The organism is Bacillus sp. BR3(2024) (assembly GCF_039134555.1).
Taxonomy (GTDB): domain Bacteria; phylum Bacillota; class Bacilli; order Bacillales; family Bacillaceae_G; genus Bacillus_A; species Bacillus_A cereus.
This window is the reverse complement of record NZ_CP152433.1, coordinates 2,222,400-2,244,400: the sequence shown is the minus strand read 5'-3', so window position 1 is coordinate 2,244,400 and position 22,001 is coordinate 2,222,400. Positions and strand designations below refer to the sequence as shown.

Below are 22,001 nucleotides of genomic sequence, written 5' to 3'. Positions count from 1 at the left end.
TTTTCAAAACAAAGTAAACATTATATTTAACTCTTATAAACTTTAATGTACCTTTTTAGATATTGGAATATATTTAGTAAAATATGCACCAACTAGCAATAATACAATTGAAAATAACCAAGTAAAAGCACCGCCAAAATGAAACCAATATGCAAACATATTTAAGATTGCAAGTGAAAAGAAGCAAATAGAAGTTACCGCACTTTTCAATCCTTTTATCCCAGACTTTTTTCTCTTTCGATAAGCAATATACATCGCAATGACAAGAAAAAAGATAAGAACAAATGGTAACATAACCTTTAGTATTGATAATCCCTCCAGTATAAATGCACTCTTTACATCACCATCTTATCCCATTTATCTTTTAGGTATCAATTCATTCTTATCTTCCTTCCAAAAGTCAGTATAAGTTTTATTTTTAAAGTTCACGTTCACCTCAGAAAACGGCATACTTCCTCCAACTTTCAATGAATACCAGTCGTTTAAAAGTGGTGATCCGAAACAAATCTTCATTGTACGATCATGTAAATCGAATAATACAGAATGTAAAGTTCCAAACCATTCTTCATAGTTATGCACAGTAAGTCCAGCAGGATATTCTTCTTCTACTAACTTTTTTAAAGACTCTATGCTTACTTGTTCACATCTATTTAAATGCTCATGTAAAAGGTAATATCTCTTTGTTGATTGTTCTAATTTCCTATTATTTAATTTCTGAATTGATGAACTAACTGCATGGTTTGTTGATACAATAAAAGCTTGTTTTTCATCATCAATCATTATTGTGGATTTATGACCGTCAAATATTTCAATATATGCTGCATTTAAAGGATCAGCTATTATTAAATTAATATTACTAGCAATTGGGATTTCTTCTATTAGTAACTTAGCTTCCTGCACATTTTTACATTTCTCCAACAACAATCGAATTACCGCAAAACATTGTAAACCACTCACCATTGGCTTTCTTAAACCTGCAATATTTCCTACTGGTTGACCACATGCTGAAAATGTAACAGCTAATCCATGCTCGTTTATCCCTTCCGTTCGGCCAAAATATTGAGTAGAAAAGCCACTATGTGCATACGCACCTTCAACATGAGTTGAACAAAAACGCATATCATCTATTACTGGTGACAAATCATAATTCCTTAATACATATGTGTGCTCTAAATCGGTCTTTTTAGGTAATACTGCACAATGACTACAACCTGCTTTCAATAGTGTTTGATAGTAATACATCATATTTTTTGAAGGAATTTTTAACACTTCACAAAACCCCTCAATTTCTTCATTTATGCCTGGACAATGTTTGTTTAGTATATTTCTCGATTCTGTCCAATGGTTATTAGATATTACATTTTCTTCGTGTATAAATTGCGGGATGAGATACGGATTTTGTTTCACGAATTCCCCTTGTTGCTTTCCAATCTCATAATAACTTCCTTTTAATGATGAAAAATACCCCTTTACTTGATACATCAAACTCCCCCTCACATTGGATATATCCATATCGTACCAAATGGATTTCATTCATCCTTGATGTTTTTTACTATCTTTCTTTAACACCATCCCATTTTAATATCTCCACTAATAATTATTTACTAGACAATTAAAGTTTTGTTAATATTGCTGTAATAGCTTTATTTCAAAATAAAGTAGTTTGGATATCAAATGAGCAAAATACTTTGTTAAACCCACTTATAAGCAATCATCTAATTCATGAAATCAAAAAACTTATTTATCAAAATAAAAGGAGAATTTATGTATGAGTAGTTGCAAACCAATTGATAAATTAACTATTGAGGACCTAAAACAAAACCCCATTTGGGAATGGGCAATAGATGAAGAGGAAAACGAAGAACATGACGAAACATGGGTAAAACCAGCGGCAACTACTAATTTTACAGAAGAATTAAACGGTTCAATCGTACTAGGCGAATTATTCTTACATAATGGTGAAAAATTCCCTATGATGTGTGAAATTGATATTGAAGGTGACGAGGCCGTAATTCGTTCTGTTGTTTATTATAAGGAAGCAAAAAATGAGTATATTGCTATAGAAGATATTGTGAAAACGGTCGAAATGCCGTTATCGATTATTATTAATCTTACAATTCATGCAGAATCCAAAACCTTAAGCTTCACTGCACATAAAGTAGACATTTATAAAAATTCAATAACGACTAATTTTAATTAAAGTCGGCCGAAATAAAGAAAACAATTATGAAATACAAACTGGGGAGTCATTAACGATTCCCCAGTTTTTTAAACTATATTAAAGTATCCCCTTTTCCACTAAAGTCTCTGCAATTTGAACTGAATTCCAAGCCGCACCTTTTAATAGGTTATCGGAAACAATCCAGAGGTGGAATCCGTTTGGCGTATCAGGATCTTTACGTATTCTTCCGACAAATGTATCTATTTTCCCTTCTGCATATAATGGCATTGGATACAGCTGTTCACTAGGGTTATCCTGCAAAATAACACCTGGTGCATCCATTAGTATTCCCTTGATTTCCGCAACGCTTGCTTCTTTTTCCAGTTCTATATAAACCGATTCTGAATGCCCCGATACAACTGGAACACGTACACAAGTAGCTGCCATTTTCAAGTTTTCATCTTCTAATATTTTCTTCGTTTCTTGAATCATTTTGACTTCTTCAAAAGTAAAATCATTGTCTGTAAATATATCTACTTGAGGCAGTACATTAAATGCTATTGGATAATGTTTTTTATCTTTTTTCACCGGTAATATATCACTCTTCACTTCTTCACCTGCAAGTATAGACTTAGCCTGCTCTCGTAATTCATGAATCGCATGAATGCCAGAACCCGATACAGCTTGATATGTTGAAACGATAATTCTTTCTAAACCAAATGATTTTCGAATCGGCTGAAGTGCTGTTACCATCTGTAGTGCTGAACAATTTGGAACTGCAATGATACCTTTATGCTGTTTTAAAGTGTGCGCATTCACTTCCGGAACAACGAGCGGTACACCTTGTGCCATTCGGTACTCACTTGTGTTATCAATTACAATCGCACCACTAGAAACTGCATGAGTTACAAATTGTCTAGATACTTCTCCCCCAGCGCTAAAAAAGGCAATATCTACACCTTCAAAGCTAGTTGTTTTTGCCTCTTGTATAATTATCTCTCGTCCTTTGAATCTTACTTTCTTACCAGCGGATCGTTTTGACGAAAGCAATGTAACTTCAACTATATTAAACTTCATTTCATTCTCTAACAGTTCAATAATTTTTTGCCCTACCGCACCTGTAGCCCCAACAACAGCTACATGATAGCCCTTTTTGATCATCTTTTCTCCTCCAATATTACCTGAATGAATATTTCTACAATTTCATTTTATACAGAATTTAATCATTTGGAAAATTAAAATACATGATATAATCATTCACAAATCATGATAATAAAAGAGGGATCGCTTATGGAAATGAGACATGTTAAAACATTTTGCGCCATTGTGAAGTATGGTAATTTTTCTAAAGCTGCGCACGCGCTAGGTTATACGCAATCTACTGTTACAGCACATATGAAAGCTTTAGAGAACGATTTACATATTCCTCTTTTCGATCGGTTAGGGAAAAAAGTGCTACTTACAAAAGCCGGTCATCAATTTCATCCTTATGCATTAGAATTACTTTCAATATATGAAAAAGCGCAAGAAATCCCCCAAAATACAGATTATTTAGAAGGTACATTAAGTATTACATCTAATGAATCATTAGCAGTATACCGATTACCACAATTATTACGTACTTACAAACAGAAAAATCCGAAAGTAAATATCGTACTTGAAACAAACACAAATGAACAAGCATTACAAAAATTACGTGAAGGAGAAACAGACGTTGTCTTCATAATTGGAGAAAGTATAGAACATAATGATTTTATTACGCATACTTTTAGTAATGAAACATTTGGATGGATTTTACCAGCTTATTCCGCTGCACATACAAATCCATTCCAGTTATTACAGGAAACCCAGTTCATTTTTACAGAACAAAGCTGCGGCTATAGGACAATGGTAGATCGTTTTTTACGTCAAAGCGGAAATATTCCAGCTAAAACATTTGAAACTTCCAATGTTGAAGTCATTAAACAATCCGTCATGTGTGAGTTAGGCATTTCAATTCTTCCTTATATCGTTGTACAGGAAAGTTGTCAAAAAGAACAACTATGTTTTCAGCCTATCGAAACTCCATCCGTTATTCAAAGTCATGTAATCTATCATAAATCCAGATGGATTTCCCCGGTGTTACAGTCGTTTCTTTCCTTACTTGAACGAGATTAAGATATTAAGAAGTACATTTAAAAAGAGTAATTGCCTAATAAGCAATTACTCTCTTACATTAATTAGTATATTATTTATTAGTCTGTCCGCCACCTGCAATTAATTTACTACCTGAATATGTACCTTTGTTCATAAACACTTGATTAATTAATTCTTTTTGCTCAGCTTCCGACATTACTCCTTTTCCTTCTCCTAAATTCCCACTTTGTAATTTCCAAATCTTATTGTGATCCCCATCAACCTTTTCATATTTTCCTTGTTTCCATCGTTCTAAAATTTCTACATATGTACTTCCCTGTACAAGATCATTACTCTTTACAATATCAATTAAGCTTTCAATCCGCTCTTGTGTAATAAAAATATAGCCCCACTTTTGATCAGCTTTCGCTTTTTGATGTGCCATTTCATGTAATGCTGTCTGTATGTTCTCATCTGTCCATTTAAAATTTTTATTAAAACCACTATTTGGCAATGAATAATTGCCATTCTCTAAAAGCTTTGCATCTTCTGCTTTTACGTTACTATCAGCTAATACTTCTACTGCTGGAGCAGCTGGTGATGCCTTTTTCGCAGCTGGTTTACTATTATTTAAATAATGCAGCATACCATATGTTAAACCTACTCCGATTACCGCCATACCAGCTATAACACCTATTATTTTCAAAAATGTTTTCATCTCGCTTGTTTCCTCCCAAATATCTCTGTTCTGACTACCTAATTATTTCTTATATAAAAACTGTTACTTCATTCAAAATATCGCATCCCCTATCATATTATTTATATATACTTCCTCATATTGTATTTCTTTTTCTTTAAAATTGAAAGATTATTCTGTTAAATAATGAAAATATTCTACAAATTTTTCCTTTATATTTATAAAGAAACAAAAAAACAACGAGCGCGTTCTACAACACTCGTTGTTTTTACTTTATGCACGATTTTCTTTTAACCACTTCGTAATCGCATCTAACCTCGAAACATCAAAACGTCTTTCTTCACACACATTCAAATTTTTTGAGTTTCTCACTATTTCTAATTCATTATTTCTTACACTTTTCGCCTCAATTAATTTACAATACCCATCTGTAACAGTATTTAAATTTTCATAATAACGCTGAAACGATTTTGATATATGTAAATGTTTTTCAAAGTTTCTTCTTCTTTTCGTCTCATCAGATACTTTCCGCTTTCTAAGTTCTTCATCGTTCGTATATAAATAAAAATATTGATCCGGAAAACCAATTTCCCTATTTATCATCTTTTCTTTATAAAAATTTTCTATTAAAGATAATGGCTGATTAAATATACCAAAATGAAAGCACCAATTATAACTAAGTGGTTGATATATATCCCCATCGAGTATTACTAATTCATATTGCTCTGACTTCTGAACAGCTATATTCCAGCGCTCAACTTGTTTTTCAAAATACCATGTTCTATGTTCATTTTTTGGCCTTTCAAATAAAGAATTCACTTCAGGTATTATATAAGCACCATAATTCTTTTCTAATTCACTGCACGTGGTACTTTTACCAACAGCGCTTGCTCCCTCAAATGCTATTATCCCCATAGTTTCCCCCTCTTTCATTAACTAAAATTTCGTTGTTTCGCTTTTCTTCCCCATAACTTTCTCCATAAAACAATTGAAGCGATAGTGAGCATGATTGTTGTAATGATACTACCTTCAATTCCGAACGAGCCTCCATGCAATGTTTCTGGTCCATTTGTTATAGACTTAAAAATTGGAGTAGAATATACAGTTGTGCCACTAACTGCAAAGCCATATACATTATATTGAGCCCAGTTCCAAATTGAGTGCCATGCACATATTCCCCACAGACCATCTTCTTTCAATACGTATAAAGCTGCGAAAACACCCACTAATATTATATTCGATATAGATAATATTGTAATTCCCGGATTAAGTAGATGAAGAAATCCAAATAAAAATGAAGTTACAATTATTCCAACCCATATACGACTTCTAACAGAAAGAACCGGAAATAACCAACCTCGTACAATAATTTCTTCCGTTGCCCCTTGTATTAAAAATGCAACTAGAGATCCTACTATTCCTACTATTACTGTTGAGGTAATATGTTGTACTTGCAATTTCACACTCCCCATTAATAATAGTAGAATAACTGGCGTTGAAATAAATACAAACCCTATTAACGCACCTTTTAAATACTTTCTCATCCATTTCTCTTTCCAAAAGCCAATGGATGAAAAAGGTCTTTTTTCTACAAAACGAACCCATATAAATAAAATAAATATAGCTCCGCCAAACGTTAACACCATTCTAACATTGTCATAAATACCTTTCATGAATATCGTTTCAGCTTTTGGTAAAAATAACATAAATAACATAAAAAGTTCGCCTAAAGTCAAAAATATAATGGCTAATATTACAGCAAAGACTGGATGCACCTTTTTTCTCCCTGCTTTTGCTGCTTCAATTATTATAAATGAATTATTTTTCACTTTCTTTTCTCCTTTTATAATATTTAACTACCAACAGTTAACAACCATATTTTACCATAAAAAATGCAATATTAATATTTACTCTAAGTTTTTCTTACATGATTTTGCATAAATCCAAATTAGGAATAATATATAAATAAAAGAGGTGCCTTTGTGCCTTTACTATTATCACCCAGATTACTCAGTGGTATTACCAGCACTTGCTATTTCCAACCATTTGTTGTAAGATAGTAATTAAGGTCAATTTAACACTATATTTTCTTTGCATATTATCAAGTATCAATCAGGGACATTTTGTATTCCTTATGGGTTTTTGATAATATGTGAACTTTTATTTTCATTCAAATAAGGCCGATCATATTGTAATTTTTCTACTTTTAGGAGGCATTACCATGACATTAACAGGTAAAGTAAAATGGTTTAACAGCGAAAAAGGTTTCGGTTTCATCGAAGTTGCAGACGGTAACGATGTATTCGTTCACTTCTCAGCTATCACTGGCGACGGCTTCAAGTCTCTTGACGAAGGTCAAGAAGTTAGTTTCGAAGTTGAAGAAGGTAACCGCGGACCTCAAGCTAAAAACGTTGTAAAGCTATAATTCAAACAATAAAAAGGTTGTTACCAGCAAGGTTAACAACCTTTTTAATATATAACTAAAATTTTTTACATAAAAGGAGTGGTTACATGTATCGCAATCGAAAGAACGATGTAGCAGAAGTACCACCAGAACAAACCCCTGTTTGGGAATGTGAATCAGAGGATTGTTTAGGATGGATGAGAAAGAACTTTTCATTTGAAGAAGAGCCTAAATGCCCTTTATGTAAAAGTAGCATGAAAAGCGGAGAACGTTTATTACCTAAATTAGGTTAATTTATAATAAAAAAAACCTCTTTTAATTAAGAGGTTTTTTTTATTATAAATTTATGTCCTCAATATCAGTTCGTACTATAGAATACAATAATGCATCGTGTTGCTTATTTCCTTGATGAATATATCCACGCAATAGACCTTCCTTTTGGAAGCCAATTTTAGATAACATTCTACAAGAAGTATCATTTTCAGGATATGTAATAGCTCCAATTCTAAACAAACCTAAATCTTTAAATCCATAATCAATAATTTCTCGAGCTGCTTCCGAAGCGTAACCATTTCCCCAATAACGAGGATGCAGATCATATCCAATCTCAGATCGTTTACTCCATAATTGTAAATTGTTTAGTCCAATTGTTCCTATTAAAACGTTCGTTTCTTTTAACACAATTCCCCATCGTATTGCCTTTTTCTCAAAGTAATTTTTTGAAAAAGATTCGATCATACGTGAAGCTTGTCCAAACTCCGTAAAAGAATTCATACCGTAATAACACGTCACTTCATCCAATGAAAAGATTTCATATATTTTTTGACAATAAGATTGTTCTATTTCAACTAAACGTAAGCGTTCTGTTTCTAATATAGGAAATGCCATAGGATCACTCCTTTCTCTCTACTCATTCATTATATCAGAAAAAATATGTATAATTAGTAAAGTCCTTATTGTTCCATAAGTCAAACATTTCTAATGGCGCATTCCCTCTTTATTCTATATACACGAATTGGATACCTTCTGATTGCGACTCAAACATGACGCTATAATTTTCATAAATCAAATTTTAAATTATCAAGAACTGTAAAGAATTTGTTCCTTCATTTTTCCTTCTAAACAACCACCCTAACCCATACATTTATGGTAAAATATAGTTAATCCATTTTACGCTATGGAGGTGTAAAAATCTATGTATATATTCATCGGCTTATCCCTCTTACTCATATTACTTATTTTTTTATTCGCAAAAAAATTCACACCAAACTCATTCATGATGACTAGCTTTAAAGGCAATAGCTTTAAGACATTTTCAATCGGTATTTTAATCGCTGCCATACTCTCACTTTCATATGGAACTTATCATGCAGTAACATATCAACCTAGTTATTTAGATATTAAATTAAAAAATCAAAACTATACTGTTTTCGGTAATGTAGGCGAATTCGGTTATTTCTCCGAAGAATTATTAAAAAAAGATACAGAAGTACAACTATATTTCGTCTCTTGGAAAACAATAAAGTTAAAAAATCCGGTAATACTTATAGAATATCCTTCAGGAAAACAAGAAACATGGAAGCCAAATATCGTATCAATACCTGTAAATAAATTACAAGAAAAACTTGATATAAAAGATATTTATCAACTATCACCGTATTCATTTAAAGAGTCTGGAGAAATAATATTAACAATAAAAGAAAACAATGCAAAAAACAATACAATTTCCATTCAAATAAAATAAATAAAAACTGTTCCTCCATTTTGCTGAAGGGACAGTTTTTATTTATTCTACAGTATTATTTATTTAATGTATCCATTATTTCATTGGCTATATTCTTTCCATTTCCAATACACGCACCAATTCCAACACCATAATATGAGGCACCAGCTAAATATACATTTGGATAAAGATTCGTCATTTTCTCTTGTAATGCTTGAACCGCTTGATTATGTTCTAAATGATATTTCGGCATTAAATCTTTCCAATTTGTAACTTCAACTACTTCTGGTTCACCTTTAATTCCGAGACTCTTTTCAATATCATATAAAGCGACTCGTACTAATTCTTCTTCACTGTAATTCTTGATTGTTTCATATACCGGATTGGTACTCTTATAAAACATTCTAACTAATAATTTTTGTTTACCCGATGTATGTTTCCACTTTCGACTTGTCCATGTACAAGCATCACAATGTAAATCACTGTTTTCCGTTACAATAAACCCCGTACCATCAGCTGGTAGTTGTTCATCTAGTATGTCAAATCCTAAATAAATACTTATAAGAGATGAGTTTTTAAATGTATTAAACTGCTCATTTAACTCATTAGACTGTAATAAAGTTTGTGCAATATCATGTGGAGCTGCTAAAACAACATAATCAGCTTGTATTGTTTCATGATTTGCAAAAGAAATCTCATATCGATCTTCTTGTTTACTTACAGCCGTCGTTATAGCACCTTTTTTTACGACAGTTTCAGTCAGCACTTCTTCTAAGCGATTAATTATCGTAGATAGTCCACCTTTAAATGATACGAATTTTTTATTTCCTGCTGATTGAAATTGTTTTTTATTCTCTTCAAAACCTTTAATAATACTTCCATACTTATTTTTATAATCCAGTAAATACGGTAATGTAGATGCCATTGTAAGCTCATTCAATTTACCAGAATATACGCCTGAAAGCACAGGAGCAATTTGTCTTTCCACTAACTCTTTCCCTAAAAAGCTTTCTAAAAATAAAGCAAGTGATGTATCTTTCGTAAACTCTTTATTTTTCGTTATGAAATCTTTTAAAGCTACGATTTTCCCCTTCGTTGAGACTAGCGTACTGCTAAACAACGACTGGGCGCTCATCGGTATCCCAAATATAGTATCAGAAGGAATCGGATGTAACATGTTTTCAGAATATATGTAAGAAATACCTGTTTCATTATATACCATTTCATCTTCTAAATTTAAATCTTTTACAAGTGGCCTAACGTGTTCATTACGAGCAACGATTGAATCCGCCCCTGACTCCATAATGAAATCCTTTTCTTCCACACTATGGATTTTACCACCTAAATACTCTTCTTTCTCAATAAGAATTAAATTTAAATCGATATTATAATCCTTTTTTAATTTTTCTAAATAAAACATAGTAGAAAGTCCCGTTATACCTCCACCGATAACAACAACTGTTTTCATATGTGCTGCGCTCCTAACCGATACAATTAATAATTCCTTTTTATTATAACCAAAAGTCCTTATATTCGACTAGCAAGTTGCGCATTCTGTAAGAAATTAGACAATATATTTTAATATATTTTCAAATTACCTAATAAAAAAGAACTATAACATTTACAAACCCCGTCATAGTTCTCTTTATTTTAAAAACATAAAGTAATTGATTAATTTGTCTAGTTCTTGACTCAATGCCAATACTTTTTCATGTTGAATTCCATAATCCGATACTAAATATAAAAGTTCTTCTTTTTTTATTTCAATTACTTTTTCCAATTTCGCTAGTTCCATGTCGTTTTACATCTCTCCAAAAATAAAATGTATGTATTTCAGTATAGCCTACTTACATAATTAGTAAAAGTAAAATACGCATGTAAAATCTTACATATTTGAAAAAATAATATACTACTAACAAAAAAGAAACTAGATTAAACATCCTTTTACAGATCATTAACGTTCATTAAGAATGAATAACATAACGGAATTTTTCTAATGTGATATCTTTATAATTTGGAGCTCTCTGTATATGATTTAAATAACTATATGAGAATTTAAATACATGACCAAAATCCCAATCGAATTCACTATAGTCTTTTATCCAAAATATATTTTCAGTTGGTAAAATATTTGCACGTTTAGATTGAATTAAAGGTAATCGATCTATAGGTGAGTGTAAAGTTATTTCCGTATTCAGCTTGAGCTTTTGGCTAGCTCTTAGTACGTATACTAGTTTTAACAGCGGACGTATCCCTCGTTGAAATATATCTATATGTCCTAAATCGTACATTATATTAATTGCGTGGGAGTATGTAAGCAAATGCCCAATTAAATCATGATGTGATTCCGCTCGATAAATACTATTAAATTTCGATAACTCATTTAAAATGAACTGAGATACTTGTGTTGGATTACTCAATTCACTTTGTATCTCCTCTTCAAAACTTAATTGTTTTACTTCTTTCGTCGTATAACCAATCCACGATCTACCTGGAATTGTTTTTCGAAATGATAAAATAAGAGTAGTAATCCCTTCAATTGCTTGATTATCACCCCATTTTTGTAGCTCTTTCATAGCTAATAAACTTAATGACGCATAAATGACGTTATGCCCCACCCAATGAAGCTCATCAATCGTTTGTTCTAAAGATTTTATAATCATATTTTCCGCAATTTTAAAATCTATTTCTTTTTTATCATCAATCATCTCACCAATTTTTTTCTTGTTCAGCATCATCCTTGTTTGCGAATACATATTACGAGCTGTTTCTTCATCAATATTATTATCTTTCATAAAAAAATAACTAGCAATTGCAGCTGCTCCAAAATGTGCATGCCAAATATCATTTGTTTCTTTTTTACATTGAGAAATAATTGAAAGACCGCCTTTCAAAATACTTTTTTCCATTTTCTTTCTCCCCTATTAAAAATCACTATATTTTCATCCTAAAGATGGTGTCAGTACAAATAAAATGTGATTCGATTCATCACTTTTATTCAAAAATCGATGCTTCACATTCGGTGGAATACGTACAACATCGCCTTCTTCTAAATAATATTCTTTTCCCTCCAATTCCACATACACTTCCCCTTTCATAATAACAGCAATCTCTTCCTTATCTTCATGGGAATAATGGCTTTCTGTTGTGTTTGCTCGTTTATTTAAATCCATCATTAACATTTCAATACGTGCTTTCATAAAATCAGGTGTTAATACATCATATACAATGTGATCATTGTTTTCCCGATATACTTTTTTTCGATCTTTTTTCTTAGAAATGAGCGAATCTGTATCGATATCGTTAATAAAAAGTGTAAACAGCGGTACATTTAATGCTTTTGCAATTAACTCCAAAACATTTAAAGAAGGATTAGCATGTCCTCTTTCAATTTGGCTAATTAGTGATGTACTAATTCCTGCATAATCAGCGAATTCACGAATTGTCATATTATTTTTCTTACGATAACTTAATACTGTTTGTCCAAGCCTATCATGTATCATAGTAAAACTTCCTTTCATCCATCATAATGCATATTTCATTGTCTTTGTGCTGACATACTAAACAAAGGCAAATAATCCTTTCCTATTATCTCCGGGACTTATATACTTACCTTTGTACATTATATCGTATTAAGTTCATTATAATAAACATTCTATCGGAGGGACAAACTTTGAAATCACCTATTCTTTCATATTGCATCTTATTTTTTGGTGTATTCGCCTTATCAACTTCAGCTATTTTTGTAAAATTGGCAGATGCTCCTGCGACAATCATTGCTTTTTACCGATTATTCTTTGCCACACTGATCCTGTTACCGTTATTACTATTTAATAAAAATAGTCGAAATGAGCTAAAAACTTTAACGAAAAAACAATGGACATTCGGATTCATATCTGGGCTATTTTTAGCTGCACATTATGTACTATGGTTTGAATCATTACAATATACTTCTGTAGCAAGCTCTACAGTTATCGTAACGTTACAACCTTTGTTCTCAATGATTGGTGGTTATTTTTTATTTAAGGAAAGATTTACGAAAGGAGCGGTTATTGGTTGCCTCATCGCTATTTCAGGTAGTATCATCATTGGCTGGCAAGATTTCCAAATTAGTGGAGAAGCTTTATATGGAGATATTTTAGCATTTATTGCTGCCGGTATCATTACTGCTTATTTTTTCATTAGCCAACACGTTCGTAAAGATTTGTCACTTATACCCTATTCAGTAATTAGTTATGGAAGTAGTGCTGGCTTTCTTGGCATATTTGCTTTCACGCAACAAGAATCTTTCATCCATTACTCTACACAAACTTGGTTGTGCTTTATTGGATTAGCTTTCATTGCTACAATTTTAGGACAAACCATTTTTAATTGGTTATTAAAATGGATAAGTGCTACTGTAATTTCAATGAGTATTTTAGGTGAAACAATTGGCACTTGTATACTAGCGTACTTTATATTACATGAGACCATTTCTTTACAACAAGGACTAGGAATTACCGTTATTTTTATTGGTTTAGTATTATTTTTATTGCAGCCAAGTTCTAATAAAAAAGCATGACAGTATACTGTCATGCTTTTAACTATTCATTATGTACAATTAAACCATTCGGTCTAAAACGACTCATCATAATTTCATTAATAAACTTTCCATGAGCTTTCAAATTCCCTATCTTTACTCCCTCTTCTACAAATCCAAATTTTTCATATAAAGCTTTTGCTTTTGCTTTTGGATTCGTTTCTAACACACCTAGTTCTACTCTCTCTAACATTAACCAATTATCAGCCAAATCAAGCATCTTCGTAAGAAGTGCTCTCCCAATTCCTTTATTATGATATTCACTGTCTACCCCAATGAATAAATCGCCTGAATGAGATCTTCGGCCCGGACTTTGTGTTAAACCTACAAACCCAACAACTTCTCCATCATATTCTGCAACAAATTCAAATTGATTTGGTGCTAAATTTCGAATTCTATTTTCCATAGCCTCTACACGCATGCTAGGTAAGAAAACCATATACGGTAAAACATCATCCTGTATACATATACGATGAATTGCTCTAGCATCTTGTATTTCTACTGCTCTAACGTTGATTCCCATCTTTCTCTCCTCCATATAAATAACAATATATTTGTGTGTATTCTAGAAACGTTCACGAATGACCTTCTCGCCCGGATTTCTTTATGTCATTTTTACATAATTATTTCGATATAATACTTAATTTCCAAAAAGATTAAAGACTATATGGATATGGATTTGGTTAACTTTTCACCTTGTTATATAAATCAAGCAAATTTTCAATCAAAATACCATTTAGTTTCATGCCGACTATATCACAATTTTCTATTTCAATATTTTTCAGATTACTATTACTTATAGTGCTACATTCCAAATCACATTTATCGAATACAATAGGTTCCTTCTCATCTCCGAGACTTGTATTTTTAAATTGCACTCCACCTAAAGTCACCAAATTAAATTTACTGCCAGAAAGATTTAAATCTGCATATGATGACCTTCTAAAATTTATATTTCTAAACTTGGATTGACTTACATTACAATTACTCATATTCATATTCATTATATTGCTACCAACAAATGAACTGTTTTTTAAATTCACTTGATAATACTCTGTATTTGCTAAATTACAGTTTTCGTATTGACTATTTTTCATATCTTTATTTGTAACTACACTGGCTTTGTTTGAGCTTGTTTTTATTCTTTTCACGTAACAATACTCATCTTCCGATTCAAAAATCATTTGGTAACCCATCTTTTTATAAAAGTGATGATTGTTAATTTGTCTACTAGATGTTTCGAGATCCCAAATCTTTATGTTCGGATATTCCTTTTCTATTAATTTCATAACATGTGATCCAATTCCTTTTCCTTGATAAACAGGATCTACAAAAATACGATCAATTCGACCGTACGACTTACCAGAAATCGTAACTATTATCCCTCCGATTATTTCTTTATCCATTACAACTTTGAAAGAATCCAATTCTTCAATGGAATATTCCATCATTTCAACTGAAGAATATCCTGGCGGTTGAATGTTATAATCAATGACATCATCTTGGCCGTATAGCCATTGTTTTGCTTCTGCATCAAATGTTCTTTTCATTATTTCTGTTAATTTCTCAGCATCTAAAATTGTAGCTTTTTCTATAGATATTTTCGTCATTTTCGTTTTCCCCTTCATTATTACAAACCAACCATTTTTGTGAATGGCATAATTATCAATTCACTTTTGTTTTTAATGCTTTTCCCATTATTACATATGGAACATCATTTTTACTTGGATGAAATGGTTCTAATACATTTACCCAATCTAATCTTTCATATAACGAACGTGCTTTTTCATTGTTTATTTGTGTTGTTAAAACACTCGTTCTATTTGGAATCCCTTCTAGTAATTCATTATGTAATTTCGTTCCAAGACCTTCATTTTGATATTGTGGGTGGACTGCTAACTCTACAAATTCAAAACAATCTTGTAACCATTCGTCTACTTGCTCTAGATGTAACGCTTCTCTCATTAATTGATTATAGTACTGTCACTCGATTGAGCGATAACCATAAGTAAAACCAACTACTTCATTTTCATCATTTATTGCTACTATACCTTTAAAACCTGTATATTCTATATGCCTATTCATTCGCTCGATCATTTCATTGAAATTTGTTTTCTCAAATACTTTACAATACAAATTTGCCATATTCCCAATTAGGATCTCATCTTTTTCAATGCTTATGAATTTCACTTTATTACCCCCTATTAAAACATTTATATCCTTAAATTTTTAAAAACAAAGAAAATTAACACTAATCACCCTCTTTACTATTAAACTACAAATCACCCTATATTTTCCACGATTACTTAGTATTAATGAATAATAAAAAGAGACCATGTAATATAAACATGTTCTCTTCTTTTATTCATTTTCAATTTTATCCCGCTATTTGCCGGGCAGTAAGACCCCCACCTCAAAATTCAGCGAAAGCAAAGAAATTAGGTGGGGTTCGGGCTAATAATCAGCGGGGGCTGACACCCCACTGATTAAAGTTTCACTTTATATAATTAAAAATTAGATATTACTTAAGCCACTCGTTGCAAGTATTACTTAACTGCTGTAAATCTTCTATAAATTGACTCGCATCATATCCATCACAAACCGAATGATGTACTTGTAATGAAACTGGTAGCATAACCTTGTTTCCTTCGTTAAAATATTTCCCACAAGTTATAATTGGCAATAGAAAATTTTCATCATTATTAATATTAAGATTAAATCCAGTAAAACTAGTCCAAGGTATGCTAGAAATTGGAAATACATTAGGCGGAATATTTTCTTTCGTGAAAAAACCATGAACACTAGCATAGCATCTCATATCGTCTTCATAATTTTTATAGAAAGTGCGGAAATCACCTGAATAATCCGTCCATATACTTGAAAAAGACTTATCATCTTTATGAAAGATTGTATAACTCGGTATCATTTCCTCCCAATAGCCTAAAACTCCTTCATCGTTAAAACATGTTCGAAATTTTTTATGATTATTTACTACTCTAGAAATTAAATATATAAAAACGGGATAAAATTTTATTCCCTTTTGATATACTTCCTCTAATAACATCGTGATATCAACATTCATAGTCATACTAAATGTACATTTCAACTTTAAATAATGCTCAAAATACCGCTCTCTATTCCAATCTTCTCTATCAATTACATGAAACTTCATTCTAATAGCCTCCTAAAATTTTCTTTTTATTTTAGAAGGCTAATTCCCTTGCTTTCACCATAATTGTTCACTCCTAACAGTTTACAATTCACCCTAATTATTTATTTAATTATATAACATATGTAAGAATCAATTCACATATTTCTGGAAATCCATCCACATACTATAGATAAATCAAATGAAATTTGGAGGATCCATACATGAATAACAAAAATATGAATAAAAAAGAAAATGTTACTGAAAACACTACATCTATTCAAAATAATAATACTGCAAATCTTACTATCGAAGAACAAGCAATGAACGGCTTATACGGGATGCCCGAAACAACAATTGAAGATGCTGATCACGCTGCAGCTGATGATTTGACTTCAAAAAATTAATTAACTACATTGAAAAAAGCCAAGGAAAATATCCTTGGCTTTTTTAACTATGCATCCACCTTTTGTATTTCTTCACTCTTTCTTGAAAGTTTACCTGGCCAAAAAGCAAATCGGCCTAAAACTACTGTAATCGCGGGTACAAGTAACGGTCTTACGATAAACGTATCTAATAATACTCCAATTGCAGTTACAATACCAAATTGAACTAATACTTGAATTGGAAGTGTACCTAACACTGCAAAAGTTCCTGCTAAAATTAAACCTGCCGATGTAATAACACTACCTGTTTGTATTACACCATTTTTTACTGCATCCAAGTGATTTTGTGTTTTTCTGTTTTTCCATATTTCTGAAACCATAAAGATATTATAATCTTCACCTAAAGCAACTAAAAATACGAATGCGTACAACGGTATCGCACCTTGAATGGCCGGCGCTCCCATACCGTAATGAAGTAATATCCATCCTGCTCCTAACGCTGAGAAGAATGATAAGACAACAGTTACAATTAAATAAACCATTGCAACAACCGATCGTAAATAGACAAGTAATAGTAAAGCGATAATGCTAATCATTACTGGAATAATTACTGATTCATCACGTTCAGTAATTTGCTTTGTATCATATAATGAAGCTGTTTCTCCACCAATCCACAATTGCTCTTCAGCATTACTAATCCCAGCATCTTTTAATACTTTTTCTACACTGTTTTTCAATTTAGGAATTTGATCTAATGCTTCAATTGCGTATGGATTTTCCACTAAAGAAACTTCATACATTTGTATTTGCTTATTTTCTTTTCCCTCTTTTGGCTCTTTTACTGTATTTACGAAAGAAAATTTCTCTAGTTCTTGTTTAATAGGAAGCTCTTTTCCTTTCGTATCAACAACAACTTTTATTGGTGCTAGTTCACCAGCTGAGAAATGATCACTAATTAACGTAAACCCTTCACGAGAAGGCATATCCTTTGGAAACGACTCTAATAAGTCATATGTGTATTGAATACGTGGTACGAATGAAGCCAATCCGCCTAATACAAATACAGTTAGCATAATTATTGTCCATGGTCTTCGTACTACAATATCTCCAAGTTTTTTACTAAAGGAGCCTTTTGATTTTTTAACTTTTACAGCCCTCTTTTTCTTTCTTGCAAACTCCTCATTCATTGAATTTGTTCTCGGTATAAACGGGAAAAATGCAATTCTACCGAAAATTAATAATAGTGCTGGTAAAATCGTTAAAGCCGCGATTCCCATTATAAATACAGCAACACTAAATGGTACTGCAAATCGATGAAAGGCACCATAATGAGCAAGTAGTAATGTTCCTAATCCAAGTACAACAGTTAACGCACTCATTATTATTGCACCGCCAGATGCTTTAATCGCAAGTTGCAATGCTTTATATTTACTTTCTTCTTCTAACAAGTACTCTCTATATCTCGAAATTAAAAATAGACAATAGTCCGTTCCAGCGCCAAACAATAATACTGTCATAATTGATATCGCTTGGGCATCTACTTTAATCCATCCGTGATCAGCTAAAAAACCGAGTGTAGGACTAATAATACCGTATGCAAAGCCAACAACAAGTATAGGTAAAATCGCTAAAATTGGTGAACGATACAGTAAAATTAACAAAACTAACACTAGTAGTACAGTAGCCACTAACAATTTCACATCTGCTTGACTAAATAAACTAACTGCATCCGTTTGAATACCTACAGGTCCTGATAATCGAACATGTAAACCAGATTCACTTATTTTTTGTTTAAATGGATCTTCATCCACCTTACTATTCACTATTTTTCTAAACTCTTCAAGATTTCCTTTTAATATATCCGTACCAGCAGATTTATTAAAAAATACCGGTGTAACAAATGATGTACCATCTTTTGACGCACTTTTTGATAATACTTGCTCTGGAATTGTATCAAATGGTGGTAACGTTGATTGTTCTTTTAAAGGACCAGATTTTAACTCTTTATAAACATCTTGTATGAGTTTATAATCCTGTGACTGTAATCCACCATCTCTATACCATACTACTAACAAAGGATTCCCTGCATTATTCGGAAACTCTTTTTTCATAAGTGCTTCCGCTTGCTGTGACATAGCTGTTTCAGGTAAATTTTTCGGATTCGGTTCTTTCGTACTGTTTACTTGTGGTAACGTAAATGAAAGTAATAATGTAATAAGAACCCACACCGATAAAGTGATCCACCGCGTATTTCTCCCTGCTACAAGCCTCCCTAACATATGTAACGGGTGCTTTTTCATAAAAACCCACCTTCCTTTTTTCCTCCATTATTAATTATATATACTGGTCGGTTAATTAATCAAGAATGATTGAAAATTATGTTATAATTATCTCAATCATAAATGTCAGGAGCGAATGTATTTGGAACAAAAACAACGTCCTATCGGAAGGCCGCGTCAAAATAAAAATACAAAATCTACAAAAGAAAACATTTTAGAAGTAGCAACCCGCTTATTTCTTACACAAAATTATCAAGTCGTTTCTATGGATGAGGTCGCAAAAGTTTGTGGTGTTACGAAAGCAACTGTCTACTATTACTATTCAACAAAAGCCGATTTATTTACCGCTACTATGATCGAAATGATGGTACGTATACGTGAGAATATGTCTCAAATACTCTCTACAAACAAAACTTTAGAAGAAAGATTATTAGACTTCGCTAAAGTTTACTTACACGCAACGATGGATATTGATATGAAAAATTTTATGAAAGATGCAAAACTGTCGTTATCTGAAGAACAATTGAAACAATTAAAAAATGCTGAAGATAATATGTATGAAGTACTAGAAAAAGCACTCGATAATGCTATGCACATCGGAGAAATTCCGAAAGGAAACGCTAAATTTGCGGCTCATGCTTTCGTATCTTTATTATCTATTGGGAATTTTAAAGATGAAAATCACAATCCTATTCTTGCAAATATAGATGAATTAGCACAAGAAATCGTTTCTTTTTATTGGAACGGATTAGGTCATTCATATTAAACAGATTTCCTTTAATAAAAAAGCATGTTTGAATTTTTTTCAAACATGTTTTTTTATAATTTAGCATCCATTATCTAAAAATTATTATCTTCGACTTTTATAAATTTTGAAGTTGAATCTTTATATTCCCCTTACTTAATCCCCCATGGTAACAAACTACAGATTCAATATCTAGATTTAAATACTTCTTCAAAGACTGCTGTGCTTCCTTAATATTTATAGTTGTTGGGGCGTGAATTCCTCCTAACATCCCATTCACACTATACATAGAGTCTCCTGCAACAAGAATTTTACTTTGTTTCAAATATAAACTAATATGACCCGGGGTATGCCCTGGAGTATGAAGAATTAGTATTCCACCGCAATACGGAAGTTCTTGCCCGTCAATCATAGTATCACTCACTTTTCCTTTTGGTCGGTTCTCTACATTTCCGTCCTTCAATAAAGGTAAATCCCCCTCGATATATGGCTTATCTAGTTCGTGCGCATAAACTTTAATATTACTTCGACAGCGCTGCAACAACTCCGGAAGACTACCTATATGATCAATATCCTGATGCGTCAAAATCACGACTTTTAACTTATCAAATGATACCCCAACCTTTTCCATCTCTACTTGTATATCTTCAATTTGTCCTGGGAAACCCGTATCTATTAATACTGCCATTTCATCATCCCATAAAAGAATTGGATGAATAACAAATTCTTGAAATTCAAGTTGTAACATTTCTATCCCTTTAGCAATCTCCATACAGCCATTCTCCTTTATGTTGAAGTTTGAAAATATGTACGAGTAAACTGAAAATATAAAGTGAAACTTTAATCCGTGGGGCTTTTACTACTCGGCAAATAGCGGGATAAAGCACCTCTATCTTATAATATGTTTTGTCATCCCAATAGAGAATGCTTCAAACCCTATAGATTCATAGTAAGATTGCAATTTTTCTACACACATAAGTTGTGGAATAACCTTGTTTTGTTCACAGTGTTGGATTAATCGTTTCACTATTTCTTTTCCGATGCCACTAGACTGATATTTTGGCAATACACCAACTCCACAAATAATGCCTGTTATGACTCCATCTGATATGACACGCCCCATCCCTACTAACCTCTTATCATCAAAAACATAAATTGCATACCAACTTTGCTTACACATTCGTTCTAACTCGTTAACCGTTAATTTAAGAGAATTCCATCCTAAAGATTCGTATAAGGATAATAATCCATTAAAATCTGTAGGATGTTCACTTATGTAGCGTATACTATTTTCCATGTAAATACTCCCTATTCTCTGGCTTGTTTATATTTCATAAAATTCCCTTTACACAAATCTGATTGATGTAAAAATAACTAGAACAAACTTCAATAAGAAAGATAGAATTCCTTCTCAATATAAAGTAAAAAGAAGTTATCTCACTTAAGATAACTTCTTTTATATAAGACTCTCATTATATTATCAACCAAAAAATATACAACTGCATACGATTAGCACAAACAAAACTAATAAACCATTTGAGAAATAACCCATTGAATACTACCCCTTTATTAAATTATGTAAAAGATTTTATCATAAAATGATTTACAACTTAATAACTGAAAAAGACATTGTATTCATTAGTTATATACGTTTAGTAATATTTTATATTCGGTTATATTCTCGTTCCCTGAAAGTGCTTATCATACTCTTCTACTTCAGTTCATATAAGTTCAAAATATTAAATAATAAGTAAAAAAGACCTC

Annotated in this window: 25 protein-coding genes and 1 pseudogene; 8 read left to right on the top strand and 18 right to left on the bottom strand. The window is 31.9% G+C overall.

Annotation, left to right across the window (positions count from 1 at the left end; translation table 11 throughout):
- Window positions 1-42: 42 nt before the first annotated feature.
- Together V7S45_RS11655 and V7S45_RS11650 are read right to left on the bottom strand one after the other, a co-directional pair.
- Complete coding sequence (locus V7S45_RS11655) at window positions 43-294, bottom strand: hypothetical protein (RefSeq protein ID WP_342761823.1); 252 nt, start codon at window positions 292-294, stop codon at window positions 43-45.
- A gap of 63 nt (window positions 295-357) precedes the next feature.
- Entirely contained in the window at window positions 358-1,482 is a 1,125-nt protein-coding gene (locus V7S45_RS11650; RefSeq protein WP_000285228.1) for a C45 family peptidase, read from the bottom strand.
- Between the two features lie 286 nt (window positions 1,483-1,768).
- Between V7S45_RS11650 and V7S45_RS11645 the strand changes: the two genes are divergently transcribed.
- Window positions 1,769-2,200, top strand: a complete 432-nt coding sequence (locus tag V7S45_RS11645) for a hypothetical protein (RefSeq protein ID WP_025689399.1) — start codon at window positions 1,769-1,771, stop codon at window positions 2,198-2,200.
- Between the two features lie 78 nt (window positions 2,201-2,278).
- On the opposite strand, the gene V7S45_RS11640 is transcribed toward V7S45_RS11645, so the two are convergent.
- Window positions 2,279-3,322 carry an aspartate-semialdehyde dehydrogenase gene (locus tag V7S45_RS11640; protein ID WP_000591709.1) on the bottom strand — a complete coding sequence of 348 codons (1,044 nt, stop codon included), beginning with the start codon at window positions 3,320-3,322 and terminating at the stop codon, window positions 2,279-2,281.
- 129 nt (window positions 3,323-3,451) lie between these two features.
- Here V7S45_RS11640 and V7S45_RS11635 point away from each other — a divergent pair, with 129 nt between their 5' ends.
- Complete coding sequence (locus V7S45_RS11635) at window positions 3,452-4,318, top strand: LysR family transcriptional regulator (RefSeq protein ID WP_342761822.1); 867 nt, start codon at window positions 3,452-3,454, stop codon at window positions 4,316-4,318.
- Between the two features lie 70 nt (window positions 4,319-4,388).
- Here the strand turns inward: V7S45_RS11635 and V7S45_RS11630 are convergent, their stop codons facing one another.
- The 3 genes from V7S45_RS11630 to V7S45_RS11620 form a co-directional block, all read right to left on the bottom strand.
- Window positions 4,389-4,994, bottom strand: coding sequence for a PRK06770 family protein (locus V7S45_RS11630; RefSeq protein ID WP_000846982.1), 606 nt, complete (start codon window positions 4,992-4,994; stop codon window positions 4,389-4,391).
- 252 nt (window positions 4,995-5,246) lie between these two features.
- The gene (locus V7S45_RS11625) at window positions 5,247-5,906 is read right to left on the bottom strand and encodes an AAA family ATPase (RefSeq protein ID WP_025689403.1); all 660 of its coding nucleotides are present in this window, start codon (window positions 5,904-5,906) and stop codon (window positions 5,247-5,249) included.
- Entirely contained in the window at window positions 5,906-6,802 is an 897-nt protein-coding gene (locus tag V7S45_RS11620; protein WP_025689405.1) for a type II CAAX endopeptidase family protein, read from the bottom strand. Before V7S45_RS11620 ends, V7S45_RS11625 begins: the two co-directional genes overlap by 1 nt.
- 392 nt (window positions 6,803-7,194) lie before the next feature.
- On the opposite strand from V7S45_RS11620, the gene cspD reads away from it, so the two are divergent.
- Both cspD and V7S45_RS11610 read left to right on the top strand, forming a co-directional pair.
- Window positions 7,195-7,398 (top strand): cold-shock protein CspD, encoded by a 204-nt coding sequence (cspD, locus tag V7S45_RS11615; protein ID WP_000176366.1) that lies wholly within the window; start codon window positions 7,195-7,197, stop codon window positions 7,396-7,398.
- Window positions 7,399-7,484: 86 nt separating this feature from the next.
- A complete protein-coding gene (locus V7S45_RS11610; RefSeq protein WP_000286203.1) occupies window positions 7,485-7,670 on the top strand; it encodes a cold-shock protein in 186 nt (61 codons plus the stop codon).
- Between the two features lie 43 nt (window positions 7,671-7,713).
- On the opposite strand, the gene V7S45_RS11605 is transcribed toward V7S45_RS11610, so the two are convergent.
- A complete protein-coding gene (locus V7S45_RS11605) occupies window positions 7,714-8,265 on the bottom strand; it encodes a GNAT family N-acetyltransferase (RefSeq protein WP_000885396.1) in 552 nt (183 codons plus the stop codon).
- A gap of 307 nt (window positions 8,266-8,572) precedes the next feature.
- Between V7S45_RS11605 and V7S45_RS11600 the strand changes: the two genes are divergently transcribed.
- On the top strand, window positions 8,573-9,121 hold the full coding sequence (locus V7S45_RS11600) for a hypothetical protein (protein ID WP_000275239.1): 549 nt from the start codon (window positions 8,573-8,575) through the stop codon (window positions 9,119-9,121).
- 55 nt (window positions 9,122-9,176) lie between these two features.
- Here V7S45_RS11600 and V7S45_RS11595 read toward each other — a convergent pair whose 3' ends face one another.
- From V7S45_RS11595 to V7S45_RS11580, 4 genes are all read right to left on the bottom strand, one after another.
- The gene (locus V7S45_RS11595) at window positions 9,177-10,568 is read right to left on the bottom strand and encodes a protoporphyrinogen oxidase (protein WP_342761821.1); all 1,392 of its coding nucleotides are present in this window, start codon (window positions 10,566-10,568) and stop codon (window positions 9,177-9,179) included.
- A gap of 177 nt (window positions 10,569-10,745) precedes the next feature.
- The gene (locus tag V7S45_RS11590) at window positions 10,746-10,895 is read right to left on the bottom strand and encodes an aspartyl-phosphate phosphatase Spo0E family protein (RefSeq protein WP_000417698.1); all 150 of its coding nucleotides are present in this window, start codon (window positions 10,893-10,895) and stop codon (window positions 10,746-10,748) included.
- 169 nt (window positions 10,896-11,064) lie between these two features.
- Window positions 11,065-12,009: a hypothetical protein gene (locus V7S45_RS11585; protein WP_342761820.1), complete on the bottom strand. Its 945-nt coding sequence runs from the start codon at window positions 12,007-12,009 to the stop codon at window positions 11,065-11,067.
- Window positions 12,010-12,042: 33 nt separating this feature from the next.
- The gene (locus V7S45_RS11580) at window positions 12,043-12,603 is read right to left on the bottom strand and encodes an XRE family transcriptional regulator (RefSeq protein ID WP_000581032.1); all 561 of its coding nucleotides are present in this window, start codon (window positions 12,601-12,603) and stop codon (window positions 12,043-12,045) included.
- A 170-nt stretch (window positions 12,604-12,773) separates the two neighbouring features.
- On the opposite strand from V7S45_RS11580, the gene V7S45_RS11575 reads away from it, so the two are divergent.
- A complete protein-coding gene (locus V7S45_RS11575; protein WP_025689859.1) occupies window positions 12,774-13,661 on the top strand; it encodes a DMT family transporter in 888 nt (295 codons plus the stop codon).
- Window positions 13,662-13,683: 22 nt separating this feature from the next.
- Here the strand turns inward: V7S45_RS11575 and V7S45_RS11570 are convergent, their stop codons facing one another.
- The 4 genes and pseudogenes from V7S45_RS11570 to catA all read right to left on the bottom strand — a co-directional run bounded on the left by V7S45_RS11570 (window position 13,684) and on the right by catA (window position 16,851).
- The gene (locus V7S45_RS11570) at window positions 13,684-14,202 is read right to left on the bottom strand and encodes a GNAT family N-acetyltransferase (protein ID WP_342761819.1); all 519 of its coding nucleotides are present in this window, start codon (window positions 14,200-14,202) and stop codon (window positions 13,684-13,686) included.
- Window positions 14,203-14,362: 160 nt separating this feature from the next.
- Entirely contained in the window at window positions 14,363-15,307 is a 945-nt protein-coding gene (locus V7S45_RS11565) for a GNAT family N-acetyltransferase (RefSeq protein ID WP_002025754.1), read from the bottom strand.
- Between the two features lie 37 nt (window positions 15,308-15,344).
- Window positions 15,345-15,869: pseudogene (locus V7S45_RS11560) on the bottom strand (GNAT family N-acetyltransferase).
- 331 nt (window positions 15,870-16,200) lie between these two features.
- Window positions 16,201-16,851, bottom strand: a complete 651-nt coding sequence (gene catA, locus V7S45_RS11555; protein ID WP_000668542.1) for a type A chloramphenicol O-acetyltransferase — start codon at window positions 16,849-16,851, stop codon at window positions 16,201-16,203.
- 200 nt (window positions 16,852-17,051) lie between these two features.
- Here catA and V7S45_RS11550 point away from each other — a divergent pair, with 200 nt between their 5' ends.
- Window positions 17,052-17,234, top strand: coding sequence for a DUF4021 domain-containing protein (locus V7S45_RS11550; protein WP_001060657.1), 183 nt, complete (start codon window positions 17,052-17,054; stop codon window positions 17,232-17,234).
- Window positions 17,235-17,281: 47 nt separating this feature from the next.
- On the opposite strand, the gene V7S45_RS11545 is transcribed toward V7S45_RS11550, so the two are convergent.
- The gene (locus V7S45_RS11545) at window positions 17,282-19,513 is read right to left on the bottom strand and encodes an MMPL family transporter (protein WP_342761818.1); all 2,232 of its coding nucleotides are present in this window, start codon (window positions 19,511-19,513) and stop codon (window positions 17,282-17,284) included.
- Between the two features lie 121 nt (window positions 19,514-19,634).
- On the opposite strand from V7S45_RS11545, the gene V7S45_RS11540 reads away from it, so the two are divergent.
- Window positions 19,635-20,258, top strand: coding sequence for a TetR/AcrR family transcriptional regulator (locus V7S45_RS11540; RefSeq protein WP_000435995.1), 624 nt, complete (start codon window positions 19,635-19,637; stop codon window positions 20,256-20,258).
- Between the two features lie 97 nt (window positions 20,259-20,355).
- Here V7S45_RS11540 and V7S45_RS11535 read toward each other — a convergent pair whose 3' ends face one another.
- Both V7S45_RS11535 and V7S45_RS11530 read right to left on the bottom strand, forming a co-directional pair.
- Window positions 20,356-21,009, bottom strand: coding sequence for an MBL fold metallo-hydrolase (locus tag V7S45_RS11535; protein ID WP_000401476.1), 654 nt, complete (start codon window positions 21,007-21,009; stop codon window positions 20,356-20,358).
- Window positions 21,010-21,126: 117 nt separating this feature from the next.
- Complete coding sequence (locus tag V7S45_RS11530) at window positions 21,127-21,534, bottom strand: GNAT family N-acetyltransferase (RefSeq protein ID WP_000431726.1); 408 nt, start codon at window positions 21,532-21,534, stop codon at window positions 21,127-21,129.
- Between the last annotated feature and the right edge of the window lie 467 nt (window positions 21,535-22,001).

Bases quoted from the DNA above. Each gene is read 5' to 3' on its own strand.
- V7S45_RS11655 (WP_342761823.1), bottom strand. From the start codon at position 294: ATGTTACCATTTGTTCTTATCTTTTTTCTTGTCATTGCGATGTATATT.
- V7S45_RS11650 (WP_000285228.1), bottom strand. From the start codon at position 1,482: ATGTATCAAGTAAAGGGGTATTTTTCATCATTAAAAGGAAGTTATTAT.
- V7S45_RS11645 (WP_025689399.1), top strand. From the start codon at position 1,769: ATGAGTAGTTGCAAACCAATTGATAAATTAACTATTGAGGACCTAAAA.
- V7S45_RS11640 (WP_000591709.1), bottom strand. From the start codon at position 3,322: ATGATCAAAAAGGGCTATCATGTAGCTGTTGTTGGGGCTACAGGTGCG.
- V7S45_RS11635 (WP_342761822.1), top strand. From the start codon at position 3,452: ATGGAAATGAGACATGTTAAAACATTTTGCGCCATTGTGAAGTATGGT.
- V7S45_RS11630 (WP_000846982.1), bottom strand. From the start codon at position 4,994: ATGAAAACATTTTTGAAAATAATAGGTGTTATAGCTGGTATGGCGGTA.
- V7S45_RS11625 (WP_025689403.1), bottom strand. From the start codon at position 5,906: ATGAAAGAGGGGGAAACTATGGGGATAATAGCATTTGAGGGAGCAAGC.
- cspD (WP_000176366.1), top strand. From the start codon at position 7,195: ATGACATTAACAGGTAAAGTAAAATGGTTTAACAGCGAAAAAGGTTTC.
- V7S45_RS11610 (WP_000286203.1), top strand. From the start codon at position 7,485: ATGTATCGCAATCGAAAGAACGATGTAGCAGAAGTACCACCAGAACAA.
- V7S45_RS11605 (WP_000885396.1), bottom strand. From the start codon at position 8,265: ATGGCATTTCCTATATTAGAAACAGAACGCTTACGTTTAGTTGAAATA.
- V7S45_RS11600 (WP_000275239.1), top strand. From the start codon at position 8,573: ATGTATATATTCATCGGCTTATCCCTCTTACTCATATTACTTATTTTT.
- V7S45_RS11595 (WP_342761821.1), bottom strand. From the start codon at position 10,568: ATGAAAACAGTTGTTGTTATCGGTGGAGGTATAACGGGACTTTCTACT.
- V7S45_RS11590 (WP_000417698.1), bottom strand. From the start codon at position 10,895: ATGGAACTAGCGAAATTGGAAAAAGTAATTGAAATAAAAAAAGAAGAA.
- V7S45_RS11585 (WP_342761820.1), bottom strand. From the start codon at position 12,009: ATGGAAAAAAGTATTTTGAAAGGCGGTCTTTCAATTATTTCTCAATGT.
- V7S45_RS11580 (WP_000581032.1), bottom strand. From the start codon at position 12,603: ATGATACATGATAGGCTTGGACAAACAGTATTAAGTTATCGTAAGAAA.
- V7S45_RS11570 (WP_342761819.1), bottom strand. From the start codon at position 14,202: ATGGGAATCAACGTTAGAGCAGTAGAAATACAAGATGCTAGAGCAATT.
- V7S45_RS11565 (WP_002025754.1), bottom strand. From the start codon at position 15,307: ATGAAGGGGAAAACGAAAATGACGAAAATATCTATAGAAAAAGCTACA.
- catA (WP_000668542.1), bottom strand. From the start codon at position 16,851: ATGAAGTTTCATGTAATTGATAGAGAAGATTGGAATAGAGAGCGGTAT.
- V7S45_RS11550 (WP_001060657.1), top strand. From the start codon at position 17,052: ATGAATAACAAAAATATGAATAAAAAAGAAAATGTTACTGAAAACACT.
- V7S45_RS11545 (WP_342761818.1), bottom strand. From the start codon at position 19,513: ATGAAAAAGCACCCGTTACATATGTTAGGGAGGCTTGTAGCAGGGAGA.
- V7S45_RS11535 (WP_000401476.1), bottom strand. From the start codon at position 21,009: ATGGAGATTGCTAAAGGGATAGAAATGTTACAACTTGAATTTCAAGAA.
- V7S45_RS11530 (WP_000431726.1), bottom strand. From the start codon at position 21,534: ATGGAAAATAGTATACGCTACATAAGTGAACATCCTACAGATTTTAAT.